General features: G+C 36.6%; 21 protein-coding genes. 6 read left to right on the top strand and 15 right to left on the bottom strand.

The genetic code is table 11. The annotated features are described in order from the left end of the window. Positions 1–240 precede the first annotated feature (240 nt). From AAHB15_RS17405 to AAHB15_RS17390, 4 genes are all read right to left on the bottom strand, one after another. Entirely contained in the window at positions 241–1,026 is a 786-nt protein-coding gene (locus AAHB15_RS17405; protein ID WP_342042922.1) for a nucleotidyltransferase domain-containing protein, read from the bottom strand. A gap of 281 nt (positions 1,027–1,307) precedes the next feature. After that, complete coding sequence (locus tag AAHB15_RS17400) at positions 1,308–1,856, bottom strand: DUF4240 domain-containing protein (RefSeq protein WP_335574013.1); 549 nt, start codon at positions 1,854–1,856, stop codon at positions 1,308–1,310. 416 nt (positions 1,857–2,272) lie between these two features. After that, positions 2,273–2,917 (bottom strand): isochorismate family cysteine hydrolase YcaC, encoded by a 645-nt coding sequence (gene ycaC / locus AAHB15_RS17395; protein ID WP_335574014.1) that lies wholly within the window; start codon positions 2,915–2,917, stop codon positions 2,273–2,275. 206 nt (positions 2,918–3,123) lie between these two features. Further along, on the bottom strand, positions 3,124–3,684 hold the full coding sequence (locus AAHB15_RS17390; RefSeq protein WP_335574015.1) for an NADPH-dependent FMN reductase: 561 nt from the start codon (positions 3,682–3,684) through the stop codon (positions 3,124–3,126). A gap of 73 nt (positions 3,685–3,757) precedes the next feature. On the opposite strand from AAHB15_RS17390, the gene AAHB15_RS17385 reads away from it, so the two are divergent. Further along, positions 3,758–4,849, top strand: a complete 1,092-nt coding sequence (locus AAHB15_RS17385; RefSeq protein ID WP_335574029.1) for a low temperature requirement protein A — start codon at positions 3,758–3,760, stop codon at positions 4,847–4,849. 231 nt (positions 4,850–5,080) lie between these two features. Here the strand turns inward: AAHB15_RS17385 and AAHB15_RS17380 are convergent, their stop codons facing one another. From AAHB15_RS17380 to AAHB15_RS17360, 5 genes are all read right to left on the bottom strand, one after another. Beyond that, positions 5,081–5,602, bottom strand: a complete 522-nt coding sequence (locus AAHB15_RS17380) for a DUF3231 family protein (protein WP_342042921.1) — start codon at positions 5,600–5,602, stop codon at positions 5,081–5,083. A gap of 301 nt (positions 5,603–5,903) precedes the next feature. Then, entirely contained in the window at positions 5,904–6,800 is an 897-nt protein-coding gene (locus AAHB15_RS17375; protein WP_342042920.1) for a quinate/shikimate dehydrogenase, read from the bottom strand. Positions 6,801–6,808: 8 nt separating this feature from the next. After that, positions 6,809–7,573, bottom strand: a complete 765-nt coding sequence (gene aroD / locus AAHB15_RS17370) for a type I 3-dehydroquinate dehydratase (protein ID WP_335574018.1) — start codon at positions 7,571–7,573, stop codon at positions 6,809–6,811. Positions 7,574–7,741: 168 nt separating this feature from the next. Then, positions 7,742–9,052 (bottom strand): MFS transporter, encoded by a 1,311-nt coding sequence (locus AAHB15_RS17365; RefSeq protein ID WP_342042919.1) that lies wholly within the window; start codon positions 9,050–9,052, stop codon positions 7,742–7,744. A gap of 215 nt (positions 9,053–9,267) precedes the next feature. Further along, positions 9,268–9,840, bottom strand: coding sequence for a VOC family protein (locus AAHB15_RS17360; RefSeq protein ID WP_342042918.1), 573 nt, complete (start codon positions 9,838–9,840; stop codon positions 9,268–9,270). A gap of 198 nt (positions 9,841–10,038) precedes the next feature. Here AAHB15_RS17360 and AAHB15_RS17355 point away from each other — a divergent pair, with 198 nt between their 5' ends. Next, the gene (locus AAHB15_RS17355) at positions 10,039–10,944 is read left to right on the top strand and encodes a LysR family transcriptional regulator (protein ID WP_342042917.1); all 906 of its coding nucleotides are present in this window, start codon (positions 10,039–10,041) and stop codon (positions 10,942–10,944) included. Between the two features lie 77 nt (positions 10,945–11,021). Here the strand turns inward: AAHB15_RS17355 and AAHB15_RS17350 are convergent, their stop codons facing one another. From AAHB15_RS17350 to AAHB15_RS17340, 3 genes are all read right to left on the bottom strand, one after another. Beyond that, positions 11,022–11,210, bottom strand: coding sequence for a hypothetical protein (locus AAHB15_RS17350; protein ID WP_251568398.1), 189 nt, complete (start codon positions 11,208–11,210; stop codon positions 11,022–11,024). Between the two features lie 123 nt (positions 11,211–11,333). Further along, the gene (locus AAHB15_RS17345; RefSeq protein ID WP_342042916.1) at positions 11,334–12,275 is read right to left on the bottom strand and encodes an aldo/keto reductase; all 942 of its coding nucleotides are present in this window, start codon (positions 12,273–12,275) and stop codon (positions 11,334–11,336) included. 15 nt (positions 12,276–12,290) lie between these two features. Beyond that, the gene (locus AAHB15_RS17340) at positions 12,291–13,289 is read right to left on the bottom strand and encodes a Gfo/Idh/MocA family protein (RefSeq protein WP_342042915.1); all 999 of its coding nucleotides are present in this window, start codon (positions 13,287–13,289) and stop codon (positions 12,291–12,293) included. 124 nt (positions 13,290–13,413) lie between these two features. On the opposite strand from AAHB15_RS17340, the gene AAHB15_RS17335 reads away from it, so the two are divergent. Beyond that, positions 13,414–14,262 carry a helix-turn-helix domain-containing protein gene (locus AAHB15_RS17335; RefSeq protein ID WP_342042914.1) on the top strand — a complete coding sequence of 283 codons (849 nt, stop codon included), beginning with the start codon at positions 13,414–13,416 and terminating at the stop codon, positions 14,260–14,262. A 76-nt stretch (positions 14,263–14,338) separates the two neighbouring features. On the opposite strand, the gene AAHB15_RS17330 is transcribed toward AAHB15_RS17335, so the two are convergent. Next, complete coding sequence (locus AAHB15_RS17330) at positions 14,339–14,515, bottom strand: DUF3934 family protein (RefSeq protein WP_098527246.1); 177 nt, start codon at positions 14,513–14,515, stop codon at positions 14,339–14,341. 317 nt (positions 14,516–14,832) lie between these two features. Between AAHB15_RS17330 and AAHB15_RS17325 the strand changes: the two genes are divergently transcribed. Beyond that, positions 14,833–15,021, top strand: coding sequence for a hypothetical protein (locus AAHB15_RS17325; RefSeq protein ID WP_342042913.1), 189 nt, complete (start codon positions 14,833–14,835; stop codon positions 15,019–15,021). 190 nt (positions 15,022–15,211) lie between these two features. Continuing rightward, positions 15,212–16,357: a YsnF/AvaK domain-containing protein gene (locus AAHB15_RS17320; protein WP_342042912.1), complete on the top strand. Its 1,146-nt coding sequence runs from the start codon at positions 15,212–15,214 to the stop codon at positions 16,355–16,357. A 151-nt stretch (positions 16,358–16,508) separates the two neighbouring features. Here AAHB15_RS17320 and AAHB15_RS17315 read toward each other — a convergent pair whose 3' ends face one another. Beyond that, entirely contained in the window at positions 16,509–16,685 is a 177-nt protein-coding gene (locus AAHB15_RS17315; RefSeq protein WP_335574026.1) for a hypothetical protein, read from the bottom strand. 335 nt (positions 16,686–17,020) lie between these two features. On the opposite strand from AAHB15_RS17315, the gene AAHB15_RS17310 reads away from it, so the two are divergent. Next, positions 17,021–17,488 (top strand): DUF3291 domain-containing protein, encoded by a 468-nt coding sequence (locus tag AAHB15_RS17310; protein ID WP_335574027.1) that lies wholly within the window; start codon positions 17,021–17,023, stop codon positions 17,486–17,488. A gap of 87 nt (positions 17,489–17,575) precedes the next feature. Here the strand turns inward: AAHB15_RS17310 and AAHB15_RS17305 are convergent, their stop codons facing one another. Then, a complete protein-coding gene (locus tag AAHB15_RS17305) occupies positions 17,576–18,133 on the bottom strand; it encodes a GNAT family N-acetyltransferase (protein WP_335574028.1) in 558 nt (185 codons plus the stop codon). Between the last annotated feature and the right edge of the window lie 52 nt (positions 18,134–18,185).

Genomic DNA, 18,185 nt, shown 5'->3' with positions numbered 1-18,185 from the left:
TGGAACAACCAAAAAGGGCTGCTGAAGAGACAATTTAATTCTACGGTTGCCCCCAGTTAGTTTAAGAACATTTATTTTAATACTGAAGTATCTATCACAATATAAAAATGATACACCAATAATGTAAAATTCTTTTTACATATTGGAAAGGAGTAAAATTAATGAATACCTCTATATTTTTTAGTTTCATCGTTATTTTAATTTCACTGGGGTTGATGGCAGCCAATTTAATAAATAATCTTATTTCCAAACCTCTTCTAATGAATTTCTAAAAAGTAAATCAAGATTATGTGTGAAGTCTGGTATATCTATATTTAGTGTCTTCGTATATTCTCTAAGTCGTATGATTTCCTCATTTAAAAAATCGTTTATGACCTCAATTTTCGGTTCAAAATCTAGTTCTTCTCCGTCTATTTTTCTTTTTAATAAGATTTGAATGTGTTTCTTTACTTCCCCATCAGGTAATATGTCCTCTAATAATTTAGGGAACTCTAATGGTGGAAACTCATTATATTTTTCTATCCATCTAGCGGCTAATACAGGTCTTAGTACATAAAAATATTTTTTTATTCTTACTTTATCCCCCTGTAGGTATTCACGAAAATTATTATTTGCCATATTTAAATAGTGATGTAAACAGGAGTTCGGAGCAAAAATATTTTTACTTAGCTCTTTCATCTGGTCAATAGTAGAAAAAGCTTGGTAATAAACTATTCCTGATCTTAGCCATTCCATTAATGGCGGATTAGATTTTCTAAATAGCCTCAATGCCTTTGTAAGTTCCCATCCTGTTATATCTAACAAGTCATTTATAGGTAATTCAATTACATCTCTTTTCTTCCCTATTCCCATTTGGTCTATTGTTAGATAATCATTCTGTTTATGTACATAGATAAAGCGAACATCATAATCACTGTCTTTTGAAGGGAATTCCCAAGCCCTACTTCCCGACTCAACAGCATATAGAATCTTTACATTAAAATCTTCTTCTATTTTTAATAAGGATTTTAAAATTGTTTCCTTCAAAACTATTACCTCTATTCTCATATCTTACAAAATGTTAATTACTTATTGAATCATTTAACAAGAATTATGTAATTCCTTCTTGAGCTAAACTCCCTTAAACTGAATAAAGAACAAGAATAATGGACTGCTGAAACAGTCCATCATTGTTCAATTCTTGCACCATTTAGCTTAAGTACATTCCCTCACAACCACCCGCTGCGATCCAGCCTGATAGTAGAACAGTGACTAATTTAACTTCTAATAGCTGTTGTTAAAGGTAAACGCTTAATAGTTTTCTTCTTTTAACCTAATGGTTCTTCTCCAAATCTTTCCCATAAAATAGGGAATAAATTTTCCAGATCATCTTCTTCCCAATCAAATTCTATTTCATTTACAGGCTGTAACCCCTTTTTGTCAAGAGCTTCTAATAGCTCATCATATATATTGTCATCCCATTCAATATCACCCTTCTTTATCAGGGTATAGGCATCTAATCCAACCGAAAGCAATTCTTCATTTTGCGGGAACCCTTCATCATCAAGGTTATCTTCCTTTATGTATTCTGCTAAAAATTCAGGGTCTTTCATTACCTTATTAAATATTTCTTCTCCCTGTCCAATCAGCCATCCTCGAAAATAATCAAAAGCATCATCAGAACAGCCACCCATCAAAACAAATGCCGCACCCCATAAATGAGATGTATAACTAGCGTTCATTAATTTTTGAAACGAAAATTCAAAATCTAAAACTTCCTCTAATTCTTTTTGAGCTAGTACCTCTGTTAACCATTCCGCTTGATCACCAAATTCTCTGGACTTTTCAATTAAACTCCAAAATTCTTTCTGTTCCACTATATAAAACCCCCAATTGACTTTTTATATATGCTATATTCGACATTAAATAATTGGCTTCCTTCTTCAAGTAACCTTCCAGTCAGTGGAGCAAGCATAACTTCACAAATATGTATGTGGGTTTACTATTTGGAATGTTAACTGCATTTATTGGAGAACCGCTTTTTATATTGGCTCACAAACTAGCCTTTAGAGAAAAATTTAAGAAATTGATTTAATTAGGCATCGTTCTGATGCTTTTTTTATTTAGTCTAAAAGCTCAGAATATAGGTCAAAAGCGAAATAAAATAAGTTCTCTATAATTCAACAATTCTGCTTGAAGAAGGGAGCCTGACGGCGAAACGCGAATTTCGTATGAAATCCGCGTTTGTTGGTGAGGATAGCTAACTATATGTCAAGGTTGACCTTTGTTACATCTAGTCATTCTGCTTGCGGAAATCTCGTTGAGCTCCCATATAGCTTCCAATTAAATTTTGATAACCAGGAAGTTGGCTAGAAAGTAAAGCGCCAAAACCCTCGACGTCGTTGCGCCAATCGCGTTGTAATTCACACGCTACGCTAAACCAGTTCATAATCTGTACTCCACCATGGGCCATGCGCATTAATGCCGCGTTCGCTACTTGTTTACTAAACGTTCCGGAAGCATCTGTGACAACAAATACTTCGTAACCGGCGTTTAGAGCAGATAGTGCCGGGAATGCAACACAAACATCAGTAACAACTCCTGCTATAATAAGCTGTTTTTTACCGGTTGATTCAATGGCTTTAACAAAATCTTCATTGTCCCATGCGTTAATTTGTCCAGGTCGAGCTATCTTTGGCGCATCAGGAAAGAGTTCAACCAATTCTTGCATTAGTGGTCCGTTAGGTCCATTTTCAAAGCTTGTTGTTAGAATCACTGGTAAATCAAAAAACTTAGCTGTGTTAGCAAGAGCCAAAACATTGTTCTTGAATTCATCAACACCATAGTCACGCACTAGGCCGGAAATAAGGCCAGTTTGATGATCCACTAGAAGAACGGCAGCATCCTCTTTGGAAAGACGAGAATAGAGATCAGACATTTTATAATCCTCCTTAAATGAACGAATATAAAAAAGTACCATATATCGGTAAATTTACCTTAAACTCCTTCGTCTGTTATAATTAGTTTAATAGGAATTTGATTGTTGTCATTGGTATATCTATAAACCTATTAAGTGTCAACAACATTTTTTAATAATACAAGAACATCATAAAAAATTACTTGATGATGTTATGTATTCTTTGGTTAATTTAAAACAGAAGTCTGATCAATCCAATGAATAAATTGTTGTAAATAACGCCCAAGATATCGTTTTGTTTTTTCGTCAGTAAGCACTTTCTGGTCGGAGTCAATCTTTTCATGTACTTGCGAAATCAGCACTTTTTGAAATGGAAGAACCTGAGCTTGCATGGCTTCTAATATTTGTCTGATTTGCATTTGAGCAAGGGCAGTCCCTAATCCCCCAGGAGTTGCTCCGATTAAGCCCACCGGTTTTCTACTTAGAACGGAGGTCTTCGGAGGTCTTGACGCCCAGTCTAAAGCATTTTTTAGCGCACCTGGAATTCCAGAATTGTACTCTGGACTTACGATAATGATACCATCAACGTCCTGAATAGCGGATTTAAATGATGTTACTGTTTCTGGATCTCCGCCAATTTCTAAGTCTTCGTTGAACAAAGGAAGATCGTTGATTTCGATCCAACGAAATTGAGCTTCATCACTCATATCTGTCAATGATTGAGCAACGATTCGGTTAAAAGAATTCTTTCGTAAGCTTCCACAAATAAGGCCAATGGTTTTGGGCATTGAGATTCCCTCCTCGTTTGAAATCATCTTTTATGATACCACATTTTGTTATATATGGGGGTTATTAACAATGATAGAAGAAAAAAAAGTGACCTGGTTAGAACTTTTTTATGACTTGCTGTTTGTGGCGGCCGTTGCAACTACTACTAATGTTTTACTTCATGTTGAAAAAGGTTATATTCATCCAGAATATTTATTAAAGTTTGCCCTGATGTTTATCCCGATATGGTGGTCTTGGACCGGACAAACAATGTTTATTAATCGGTTTGGACAAGATTTTTTGCATCAACGTATCTTTATAATTCTTCAAATGTTATTTGTTCTTGTTATGACATCCAGCTTATCCGTAGATTTTGACCAATACTATCGCCCTTTTCTTATTGGCTATATCGGAGCTAGAATACTAACGGCAATTCAATATTTTGTTGTTCAGAAAATTGAAGAAGGGAATCGAAAAACGGCTGCTCGGTTTTTAGGAACATGTTTTGGGATTGGAGTTTTCATCTCATTTCTCTCTATCTTTTTTGATTCATGGCTCCGATACGCCGTGTTATATGCAGGAATTTTTATAGATGTTATAGTGCCTGTTTTCGGACGCAAGTATTTGGTAAAAGCCCTGACCAATACGGCTCACTTATTAGAACGTTATGCTTTATTGACATTAATCCTATTTGGAGAATCAGTCGTCAGCACCCTATTTGTACTACAGCCTCAAAAAGGTGATTGGAATTCGATCTCATTTTCAATTATTTCATTTATTCTTATTATTTCTATGTGGTGGCAATATTTTGAAAATGTAGAAAAGAAGGTAAACAAGTCGATTCAGGGGGCAGGACAAACTATTATTTACGGACATTTGTTTATTCTAATGTCGTTAAGCATGATTGCAGCATCTATCAAACTAATGTTTTTATATGAGGTCGATTATTCATTTATCTCATATTTTGTTTTTAGTTCGGTATTACTTTATTTCATTTCAACTACCATTGTTTTTCATCAATACAGATATGAACAACACCGTTTGAAAATTTATCATTTAGGGTTGTTTTTAGGGATTTTAACAGCCTTTTTTATTATTAATTTAATCATGGTAGTTCCAAACATCGTGATTATGGGTGAATTAACTCTATTTTTTATTATCTATGCTAAAATTACAACTGCTTAATAAAATATGGAAAATTTAATAATAGGGTCGTGACGCATGCCAGTACAATAATTCATATTTCTAACTAAAAAAGCCGTTTCCAAGTAGGAAAATGGCTTTAAATCATTATTATTTTTTTAAATCTTATTGGCTTTTTATGCATATTAGTGCTTCTTCTTATTATTTGTTATCTTATTTTGTATTAATCATTCCGCCATCGTCCTTGCACACAAGTTACTATCTACACTACCCCTAACTCGATGGATGTTGTGAACCAGGTGGAACGTAAAACGGTGGTACTTTAATCCATCCGCGTTTGCGCATTAAATGTTTTAATTTAGTCGCGAAAGCTAATTTTTCTGCTTGAAACTGAATAAACAATAATCCGACATCGGTGCGAATCGATTCAGAAGCTGCACCAGCAGCACGCATAATTAAACTAATGATTTTTAATGATAATTCGTTAGCAATCACATCATCCGTTAATTTAACACCAAGAGGAATATTGTTAGAAACGGATATTGGCATATCTTCAGGAGCTGGAGGTAACGTAATTCCTTCCTTAAGCATGAAATCATGGAGTCGTTGCCTTTGACTGGTCCCAAGTTTCATATCTTCTTCAAGTATTGCTTTTAGTTCATCGTCGGTCGTGGTGTTTATGCCTGCTTGAACAGAAACTTTGGCTAATTCAAGTCCTGATAAGTAAATCCAGCATGCCATCACTTCTCCGACATGGAGAGGTTGGTCTTCGTCTTGAACTGTCAGTGATTTCATGGCATCCATGACTGTTTCTAATATATTTACCATGCGATTCCTCCTAAACTGATAGTAAACTATAAATATTGTTTGTTTGAAAAGATTTTTTATTCAGCAATATCGACAACATTTCCGAATTTTTATATGCTAAGCATATTTCAGTCTAAAATTGCAAAACCAGTGACTATCTGTTCAATTAACCAGCACCCTTTACTAAACAAAAAAGAAGTTGCCTCAGCAACCTCCGTTATTAAGCTATTACCCCCTATAGTTCAAAAAGCTAAAACTGCTTCTGCATCTTCTATCATGGGGATAAACCTCATTCAAACATGATTTTTTTGATCTCTTCAATGGGCATATCTTCACCAGTAAATAGTTTAAATGCAATGGCCCCTTGCCACAACATCATACCAAGACCATTAATGACAGTTGCTCCAGCTGCTTCTGCCAGTTGTAATAACTTGGTTTTTGAGGGATTATAAACAACATCTGTTACAACTAATCCTTCACGCAGTACACCTAAGGTACCATCCACGATACTTAATTGGTCTAAAGGTTTCATCCCTAAACTTGTACCGTTTGCTAGTACTGCACTTTCTGCTACTTCACGTTGGAAGGCCTCTTTATCTTCTAATTGAAAAATATTAGCTTTAACACCAAAGTCTTTCATATCATAGTTGATTTTATCCACATTCATTTCAGCTTGGTGGAAGAATTTATCATAACGGGCAAAAATACTAATTTCGCTAATTCCAGACTGTGCTAATTCAATCGCGATTGGTGTGGCAGCACCACCGGACCCGACTAATGTAACTTTTTGTCCGTTCAGATCTACCCCATGTACTTCTAGGTTTTTTACATATCCTTTTCCATCTGAGTTATATCCAATTAACTTACCTTCTTTATTTACCACCGTATTTACTGCACCGGTATATCTAGCACTATCATCTAATTCATCCAAATATTTAATGACTTCCATTTTATTTGGCATCGATACGTTGAACCCAGCCATATCGAGAGCTTTCATCCCTTCTACGGCTTTTTCTAGTGTTTCATTGCCTACTTCAAACGCAAGATAAGAGTAGTTTAAACCCTTTAATGTATAACCTAAATTATGCATTCTTGGAGATAAACTATGTCCAATTGGTGTAGCAAGTAATCCTACTAACTTTGTTCTGCCATCAATTTTTTCTAAGTTTTTATCAAAGTATGTCATAGTTCATCTCACCTAATATTTTTATTGATAATTTCTAAAACATTTCTTAATTCAGAAACTGGAATTTGTCCTGGTGCAGATGCTTCTTTCCCTGTACCAAAAGTACATGCTGAGCCAAATACTTCACCTGCTAGTCTACTTATCAAGCCTATCTCCGCCATTGACATGGTAATAATGGGACGATTCGCATATTTTGTTATCATTGTGTTTGTAGCATCTAATAAGGTGATCACGTCTTGAACACTATTCGGCATCACAGCAATCTTAGGAATATGTGCTCCAAGTTCTTGCATTTTACGAAGTCGATAAATAATTTCCTCTTTTTTTGGAGTCTTATGGAAATCATGATTAGACATAACCACAAAAATACCATGCTCTTCAGCCAAAGCTACAAGTTCTTTAACAGCAGAATCATTTGTAAACAATTCAATATCAATTAGATCAATGTTTTTTGTCCGAATTACTGTATGTAGTAATTCTACATAATTACGATCCGAAATCTCTTTATTTCCACCTTCTTTATGGCTTCTGAATGTAAATAAAAAAAGGGAATCTTTTACAAGCCTTCTTAATTCTGATAGCATTTGTTTAACAGCTTCTAAATCTTCGACATGTTCATATACATCCACCCGCCATTCGATAATATCAGGGGCTAACGTTTTTACTTCGTTGAACTCTTGAAAAAGTTGTTCTTCTGTTTTACCCATTAATGGAATAATAATCTTTGGAGTCCCCTCTCCAATCACCTTATTTTTAATAGAGATTGTATTCATAGGAAATTAACTCCTTTAATTGATTGATTAGATACGGCAACGAAGGCAGTTTGAATTTTTTATTTTAAAACAGATAAGAAGAGCCGACACTGGAATTTTAAACTTCAGAATTGGCTCTTTTTATCGAAATAATAGAAAGGGTGAAACAATACAATCTTGCAAACTATTTTAAATAGTTTGTTTATTCGAAATTACTCGATTGTTTGATGTGCCAGAACCAGCACTTTCAATCGGTTCTAGATCTGTAAGAAGGAACGCATAGCTTAAAATTCCAACAATTAGAATAGCTGCTGCTAATAAAAACGCATACATAAAGGAGCCTGTTGCTTGAACGATAAATCCAGTCGTAATAGGCGCTACAATTGCCATCGCATTGTTTCCAAAGGTAAGTAAGCCAGTCAAAGTGCCCACCGTTCCCTTAGGGGCGATAAAAGTTGGAATGGAATAGGCAACTGCGGATGTCACGACAAGACCGCCGAGTGCCATTGAAATCCAAAATACTGCAACGTTTGCACTATGGGTAAATGCTGCACCAATGATGGATAAACCGAAAAGCAAACCTATCACTAAAAATGTTTTGCTTACACGTGTACGATTATATCCCTTTTCGATGAGCCAATCTACTAGCCAGCCGCCGATCACAATTTCGGTAATCGTACCAACTATCCATGGAATCGCTGAATACCAGCCAGATTTTAAAATGGACATATGCATCTCAGTGGCAAGGTAACCCGGTAGCCAAGTTAGGAATAAAAACCATGAATATCCATATGCTGCAAACCCTATAAATACGGCCCACACTTTTCGTTTTGACAAAAGGTACCGTATATTTTGCATGGCACTGCCTGATGCGACTTCAGAACTTTGTGAACCACCTTCAGTAATATATGTATACTCTTCCTTCGTTAAGCGTTTATCCTCATGGGGTTCACGGTACCAGATCCAATACACAATGGCATAGAGAAAACTGAGAACTGCTGTTGCGATAAAACCGCCGCGCCATCCCCATTCGGTCACAATCAAGGCTATAATAGGTGCACCAATTGCATTGGACAATTTGGACTGAGCATCATAGGTAGCGATGGCCTTTGAACGCTCATTTCGTGGAACCCATTGGCTAACTGCTTTGGCAGCTGCTGGGAAAAATGGCGCCTCCCCAACACCCAATAAGACCCTGGATAATATGATCAAACCCCATCCATTAGCGACAGCAGTGAAAAGGCAAGCTACGGTCCATATCATTGTACTCACCCGTGTTACCCATCTGACCCCAATCTTGTCCAATATAGGTCCTACGGGAAGTTGAAGAAGTGCGTATGACCAGGCAAATGCTGATAAAAATATCCCGACCTGACCTGGCGACAAATGAAATTCCTTTTGCATTAACGGCATTGCAATTGACATATTAATTCGGTCAAAGTAGTTCACCACCACACCTACAGCAATTAAGAATACGATGGACCAACGATGTTTTTTCATCCTTTTCCCCCATTTATTAGATTTTTATTATCCAAGAGTATACGTTTTCAATGTCAAAAAAATATAAAACTATCATTTAATGCTTAATAATTCCGATGCTTAACTCATATTAGGATAATAGTTAACATTTTTCTTATCCTATATAAATATATAATTCAGATTAAGTCAAATACAAAGATAATTCTGAGTTAATATTTACTTTTGTAAATGCACCATTAACAATCAGGTGTCCAGCGGTCCGCTTCGCTGTTCTCAGGGTAATGAATCCCACTGGAATAGGAAATTAATTCGATTAAACTTCCCCATGGTGCTTGACCATAGACCCAGAAATTCTTTTCTCCCCCTTCTATTTCTGAAGGCAGAGGGTGTGGATAGGAACATAGCGTACCGCCGGCCTCAACAAATTTTTTAGCCGATAACTCAATATTATCCGTATAAAAGGCAAGATGTGTTAAGCCGAAATGAACAATGGTATCTACAACGGATTGTTTATTTGATTTAATATGAAATAATTCAACACAAGGAGTGTTTCCTATTCTTAGGAGTCTAATATGATCAATACTTGTACCTTCTGGTAGATTTACGTTCCTTTTAGCAGACCTTCCACATTGTGGAGGCATATCCGGAGTATGGACATCGTAACAAACTTTTGCGTTAAAGACCTTTTTAAAAAATTCTGTTGCCTCTTCGATATCTGGTACGGTTAGTCCAATATGATCGATTCCTCGTATTTCATGAGTATTCGCTTCTAGTTTTTTTTCCATTTTCGTTTCATCTACCTTTTGCATTTATTTATTACCACCCTTAACCTTAAGTTTTAATCCTCTGCCTTATTGAAAGCGTTTTAGTAAGTTCATTATAGTAATAATATTCAGAAAAATAAATCCAATAATTTTTACATTATTGATAGAAATATTCTATAGGTTCTCTTATAATTTGGTTAAAGTAGTAAATTATGGTTTAGAAGGGAGAGTATGTAAAGGATAATGAACTTAAAACATCTTGAATATTTCCGTGTATTGGCGAAATTTGAGCATTATACATTGGCAGCAGAACAGCTGTCTATTGCCCAACCAAGCTTAACTTACGCCATATCGGAATTAGAGAAGGAATTAGGTGTATATCTTTTTGAAAAGAGCGGAAGAAACATTCGATTAACGAAATATGGATCTATTTTTTTACAATATGTAAATAAATCTTTAAATTCGCTAGATGAGGGGCAGAGAATAATTAATGATTTAGTAAGCCCAAATAAAGGTACGATAGATTTGTCATTTATTTATACACTGGGCTCGAGATTTGTACCGACTATGGTCAAGAATTTCCTGAGTATGGAAAAGCACAAAGATATTTCATTTTCTTTTAGTCAGGGAACTACTCAGAACATTATCGAAGGTCTTAAATCCGATAAATATGATTTGGCATTTTGTTCATTTATTGAAGATGAACCTAATATCGATTTTATACCATTGGTTAAGCAGGATCTGGTCCTTGTCGTCCCTTCCGGCCATCCGCTAGCAAGTTACACAAGCATTGACTTAAAGGATACGGAGCCTTTCCCGATTGTTGCTTTTGATAAAGGAAGTGGTCTTAGACGATTGAGTGATCGTTTATTTAATGAGGTTGATATTACTCCTAACATTGCCTTTGAAGTGGAGGAAGACAGTGCTGCGATTGGCTTAGTTTCGATGAATTACGGAATTGCCTTGTTACCTGATATTTGGATGTTGAAACATTTCGATGTGAGGGTTTTACCAATAACAAATCCACCTTATGAACGTTTTATTTATCTTGCGACCGTAAAAAACAAATATTTAAGCCCGGTCGTACATTTGTTTCGAGATTTTGCAAAGCATTATAACAAAAATTATTCTGCTCAAATAGAAATTTAGTATTAATCCATGTAGTTATCTAATTTCATTTTAGTGTGGTGTCAAACATACTGATACCACACTATAGTGGGAATTTGCTAAAAGATTTCTTTAATTAAAGTAAAATTCTTTAGAAGTTCACTTTCATTGATCGATATCCTATTCGTTAAATCTTCCGTTCTCAATACAAACTCTTTAACCCCTATAAATTCTGATTCACTAATCAAGTAAAACTGTGTTCCTCTTTTATATTCATTAAACTGCCTTTTAAGTCTATATACCTTCATTTAATACCTCAAATAAGTTAATTGATTGGGACAATACCATCACAATAATAGCAATTGGCAGAAAAAATCGCCATCTGTTAAATCCTTAGATGGCGATTTTTTTAAAATTTAATCCATACCTGTTTATCTCACACTTATATCAACGTGTTCCAGCCATCTTAACTCTTCTTTCGTTAAAACAATTTTGGAGCCCTCGTAACAAGAGATCAACTCTTCTTCATTTTGAGCACCGATAAGGGCACATGTCCGAAAAGGCTGATTGAGCACATAGGCAAGAGCGATTTGAATGGTGCTGACACCTTTTTCTTTTGCTAATTGTTCAGCGCGGCGTAAACGTTCCCAATTATCGTCACTGTAGAAAACGCGAACAAGATCTTCGTTGCTTTGATCTTCAGGCGTGAAACGGCCGGTAAAGAATCCTCTTGCTTGGGAAGACCACGATAAAATGGGGAGCTGATATTTTTCATGCCACTCACAATCTGCGGCATCAACTGATACACAGCCTGCCCAAAATGGTTCTTTCGCTTTGGCTAAGCTTAAATTTGGACTACTAAAAGTAAATCCCACTAACCCATTTGCTGCCGCATATTCATTCGCTTCCTGCAACCGCCCGACCGTCCAATTTGACCCGCCAATTGCCTTAATTCTTCCCGCGGCAATATGTTCATTTAAAGCATCCATAATGACACTAACTGGAACACTTGGGTCATCACGATGCAACGCATATAAATCGATATAATCTGTTCCAAGTCTTTCTAAGCTCTCAAACAGATCCTTTGATATGGCTTCTGGATTTACACGAGGGCCGTTCTGGTCGTGGTGAGCCCCTTTCGTCAAAATGACGACATCTTCACGATTATTCCGGTCTTTCATCCATTGACCAATTGCCAGTTCGCTCTCACCGCCACAATAAATACGGGCAGTGTCAATCGTATTCCCGCCAATAGCAAAAAAACGGTCCAGCACGTTGCAAACTTTTTCATAAACACTTGGCCTAAAATAATCAGAGCCTTGAATAAGAGTGGTTACTGGTTTTGATAATCCTGGAATTGTAATCGAATTCATGATTTTGACCTCCAATTAGTTAATCTCAACACGACGACGTTCTCTTGCCGATGTAAGACAAGCATCTAAAACTTTCATATTCAGGACGGCATCGGATGCTGGAAATGGAAGCGGTTCTTCGTTTCGAATGGTTCTTCCAATTGCATCTGCTTGCAAGGCATATTGGTTCAAGCGAGGAACTTCCACTTCTCGGCGCCCATCCTTTGTATAGACAAAAAAGTTATCTCCTTCATCCTGATTAACTACAAAAGCACTAGGAACTTCAATTCGTCCTTCTGTTCCCAAGACTTCAAGCGTATTTCTGAAAGCTGCCCACATTCCGCAATCAAAAGTTAAAGCTACACCTCTATTAAACTCCAAAATGCCTGAGGCCATCATATCTACATGATCGTGCTCTTCAGATAATAATGCATGAACAGCTGCAGCTTTTGGCTCTTCGTTTAACAACATGCGTGCAGCACTAATCGGATAAACGCCAACATCATATAACGAGCCGCCGCCCCACTCTTGTTTATATCGAATATTGTTCATATCCTTTGAATTGTTAAAGGTAAAGGTGCCATGGATTCCGCGAAGCTCCCCTATCTCACCCGATTTAATAATGTCACGAATGGTGGTATACCGCGGATGATACCGGTACATAAATGCTTCAGCAAATACAACGCCAGCTTTTTCGCAAGCCTCAAGCATTTGCTGTGCTTCTTCTGCATTGATTGCTAATGGCTTTTCGCATAAAACATGTTTGCCCGCTTCTGCTGCACGGATAACCCATTCTTTATGCAGGTGATTAGGCAGCGGAATGTAAACGGCTTCAATAGTAGGATCAGCAAGTAATTCTTCATAACTTCCATAAGCTGTCGGTATATTCAATTGTTCAGCTGTTTGCTTGGCCTTTTCCAATCCGCGGCTTGCGATTGCAGCGACTTCGCCCGTTTCAGATTGCTGGATTCCAGGTATAACCGAGCGCTTCGCAATTCCGGCGCATCCGATAATACCCCAACGAATTTTATTCATTCAATTCCTCTCCTTTATGTAAAGATAATACTATATTGTCATTATATGAAACTCACAATAAAATAAAAATAGAATCTTTTTGCCCTACATATGAAACAATATTGCGATGAAAAGAGTGATGGAGATGCAAAGACAATATTTATTACCTACACTCAATGATCATGAATATATGGTCCTTCCCGAATCGATCGGATTGTATTGGGATGAGCCGCAACATCAGGTAGACCGAAAAGTGGGAACGCTTAATAATTTTAGTATCCACTTTGTTGTCTCTGGTTCTGGCTTTGTAGAAATGGATGGTAAACAATATTCCTTAAAGCGCGGGGATGCTTTTTTGTATTTTCCTATGCAGGAACAACGATATTACAGCAGCCAGAATGACCCTTGGAATATTCGCTGGGTTCATTTTTATGGTAGTGTCCTCCAACCATTTTTATCGGATAAGGGTTTTCATCGGCATTCACTTTGGAATGTTCAACATCTTCAACCATTAGAAGAAGCACATGAACAGCTGCTTCTTGAAGCAGAGAAAAATAGTTTTTTGCATTTGTCCCGATTGTCCACCCTTACCTATACTTTCTTAATAGAGTTTATTACAAATGTGGTGCCTCGAACTTCTGACAGAAAGCAAGAATTAGACGATCGTATTCAATCTTTGTTACCTTTGATACAAAGTAAAGCTTGTGAACCATTCGAATTGGATTACTGGGCAGAACAAGCAGGTGTAAGCACGTACTATTTTTGCCGCCTTTTTAAACGGGCTACACAAATGACACCAATGGCGTTTATTACATTGTGCCGGCTTCAAATGAGCAAACAATGGCTGCTGGACAATAAGGAAATGACAATTAAAGAAATTGCTCTAAAGGCAGGCTATCCAAGTATAAGTTATTTTAATAAACGTTTTTTACAACATGAAGGAATGACACCTACTGATTACCGCCAATTGTATCCTTTTAAAACACAGAAATAGTATGACTCCATTTAACCTGTTTTGTTAGCACATTAAAAAATGCGTTTCTACCTAAAGTAGAAACGCACACGTTATTTCATTCGGATGTATCACCTTTACTATTATTGGTGGTCTTTGACTCCTCTGATTTTTTTACACCTTTGCTTACATAAGGTTTTGCACTCTTGGCTCTGTTGGCACTAGCTTGCCAACGATTCCAGCCCTTCTTTCCTGTTCCTCTACCTGTTCCGCTTTTACCCTTAGCTTTATTCATATAATCACTCCATTATTATTGTATACCTGAGCTCCTAAGGTTTGTTTTGTCCATTTTACTTCCCTACTTACCAAGTACGATGCATTATACCATATCATAAATATTAAATAGAGAGCAATGCACATCTTTAAAAAACGTTTACATAGAATTCATCAGAACTTAAACAATGGCTCTTATAATGTAATTATTAAGACAGAGCTCTAGTTCTAAATGAAGGAATATCCGCTCATAACGTCTTTATCATCACTCTCTTTTTCTTTATTTTTTTCACAATTTTTTATTGGATTCTCATAATAAAAATAAAAGGAGAAATTTTTTTGCTGTGGTTAGATAGTATTTTATTTATGTGGGTAAACAGAATGTTACTTATTGGTACCGTTTTTTCGTTTTTTTTAGCGATCGTTTTTTTTAAAAAGTCATCTGACCGTGATTGGCCGTTTATTTCCTTTCTTATAGGTATTGGCTTTATCAGCACTTTTTTTATTGTTAATTACACAACAAGATAATTTAACTAACGAATATTTCGATTGCGTAGAAATAGAGGAAAACTCGTCAACTGTCAAGTGATTGGCGGGTTTTTTTGTGTTTACCATATGATCTAGCAAATGTTTCAAATGAAGAGTACTCGGGTAGACATTCTATACACTTCGATGTAATTTTTTTACTGCATTAGTACATTATAGGAGGCATGGTATTATGAGTATCGAAAAAAGAATCGTTGGAACATTCAATTCCGAGCAAGAAGTCTTGTATGCGATCGAAGGTTTGAAACGTCAGGGGCACCGTGAAACAGATATGATGGTTGTGGCAAAGTATCGAAGTGACATTCCATCAATCACTTCTCAAACTGGTGTCATGGTAGAAGCGGATACACAAGTGAGTACCTTAGCTGGTGTCATGATGGAAAGCTTTTTTTCCTTGATGACAGTAGGAATGGGCGGAAGCCCGGCAAACGCCCTATCCAGCAGGCTTATTGGAAGGGGACTACCAATATTTACGGCAAAACAGTGTGAAAAGGAAATAAATAATGGGAAAATGATTTTGCTGGTTGATACGAATGAAACATACGATAACCCTATTTATGAAGCTCAATTTGAAACTGAAAAAACAACAGCTGTCCGACTTCGTGAAGAACAGCTTGATATTACAAAAGAGCGTGTCCAAGTCGGAGAATTACAGCTCCATAAAGAAGTAGTGGAAGAACAGCGAACTGTTTATGTTCCACTTATTCGAGAAGAAGTATATATTGAGCGCCGTCCTGTCATTGATGGAAAGTATGATAGCAGCGCATTTACAGAGGATGAAATGATTCGTATTCCGATTACGGAAGAACGAATAGAAGTAACGAAAAGACCTGTAGTCGTTGAAGAAGTGATTGTAGGCAAGCGAAAAATTCAAGAAACAAAGCAGGTACAAGATATCATCAGAAAAGAAGAAGCACGAATTGAGCATTCCGTCCCTTCTGTCACGGAAGTTGTGACGCTACCCAAGACCGAAGTAGCGCAAGAAGAAGTTATAATGAAAAACCCTGATATTTTGATAGTGGAAGGAAATCCCGATATTGAAAACATTATGAAAGAAGACAAAAAGGAAGAATCCCGTGAAAAACGCACAGGCTCCCTCATTGTTAAAGGAGAGAAAAATAAACCAGAATTACCTTCAAGTAATAAAACCGAAGCGAACGGAACGCTAACAGATTCTCATGTTATTAAGGAACATGAAAGTGAAAGTGAATTACCGATTACAGTAGCTAATGTGAAAGAAGAAATCGACAGTAACGAAAATTCTTTGAAAGAGGAAAATAAAAATAATAAAAATCAAATAAAAAACAAGAAAAAATGATCATTGCCAGTGAATAAGATTGGATAGTCATACTATAAAAAAGCTGATTTCAAGAGGCTAAATTGTCCCCTTTTGAAGTCAGCTTTTTCTGGTGAATTTAAAAAAACTGTAAGATTACCTACATGCAAATCTAAATGATAATTGAGTTTCCTTATTGACCAGAATTTCCATTGTCACTTTGAGAACCATCCCCTGTTTGAGAACTATCATCTGTTTGCTGGGTGTTTGGGTCCTCCGTTTTTGAACTAGCATTTGAGCATGCTGTAACAGCTCCAAGTAACAACAATGCTGACATCAAAGCAAATAACCACTTTTTGAAAGTTTTCATTTTTATTCCTCCTTGAATGCTTGCATTTTGTAGTACAGTCTTATAATACAAGCATTCAATGAAAAAAGAATGCGATTTTCCATTTCTTAACACAAATTAACCATTTCATAAATCACTTGAAATATTTATTATTCAAAATTTACAGACCATTAATATAAGTTAGCCAAATACTTATTTCTTTAATATCCCTTTCTCTTGATAAAAAGCTGAGATCAGATACTAGTGGGAAATATAATAAATTTTAGTTTTAATCACGTTAGCAATTTTGTTCAACAGGAATTAGTCCAGTGTTTTTTGAATATATGTAGGTAAAAAGTGTAAATGGAGGGATAATTATGGCCTTTGTTGCGATCTATACTGTTGGTAGGCTAAAACATCCATATGAACATCCTGCCTCTCGAGAGTTTTTTGAAGTGGGTTACGAAGTAATTCGACAGGCTGCTAAATCAGGGAATCTAATAAAGGAGTTTTCACCTAATGGAGTGCCATTCCCTGAAGAAGCGATTCTAGGGGATGGTGATCCCATTCTTACACTAACGGTATGGAAGAACCTTCAATCTTTATATCGTTTTACCTATTCAGGTCAACATAAACAAGCATTACGAGACAGGAACAAATGGATTGGACCTCATCAAGAAAAACAACCTACATATGTATTGTGGTGGGCGGAGAAGGTGAAGGAAGTATCCTGGGAGGAGGCTTTCAAGAGATACAACTATTATATTCAGAACGGACCAACTCCTTTTGCGTTTGACTATAAGCACGCATTTGATGAGGTTGGGGAGACATTCTTGGTTAAATAGCAGGGGGCAGTTCTCTTGCCCCCCGTATTGGAAGCGGAAAATATGCCCAATTACTTCTATTTAACAAATATGTTGAATGAGGTTGGGTTAGTTTTCTCTCCATTCCGACTGTAGTAATGAATATTGATACTCGTCAACCCACTGTCCTTTTGACATATAGTTTTCCAACAAATGTCCTTCTCTCCTCATGCCTACACGTTCAAGTAGACGTATCGACTTTTCGTTTCTAACATCCGCAAAAGCTATCACCTTGTGTTTTCCAAAACTATTAAAAGCATAACTCAATAATGCTCTCACCGCTTCACTAGCGTAGCCCTTTCCCTGGTGCTCTTCTGCGAGAGTAAAACCAATTTCGACAATTCGAGGTTCATTCAGGAGTGTGTGAAGAGCACAATCTCCTATTAAATGATTCGTCTCAACTAAGGCAATCGCAAACTGAAACCAAGTACCAGGTTGATCTGGCACATTCTTCGATTGCTTTCTAACAAAAACTTCCGCATCGTGATATTGATAATTCTCCCAAGACTGAAATTTAGCCACTTCAGGACTCGAACGGTACAAAAAAAAGGAATCAACATCTTGTTGTGAAAATTGTCTCAAAATCAAGCGATTTGACCGCGCATAAATATGTTCAGATATTTCCACTTTGTTACACTCTCCATGTACAGATTTTCCGAAAAATATGAGTAGTTCCTTA

It is taken from the genome of Bacillus sp. OTU2372 (assembly GCF_038440275.1).
Taxonomy (GTDB): Bacteria; Bacillota; Bacilli; order Bacillales; family Cytobacillaceae; genus Neobacillus; species Neobacillus bataviensis_B.
The sequence above is the reverse complement of the archived record's forward strand: the minus strand, read 5'-3'. Positions and strand labels throughout refer to the sequence as shown.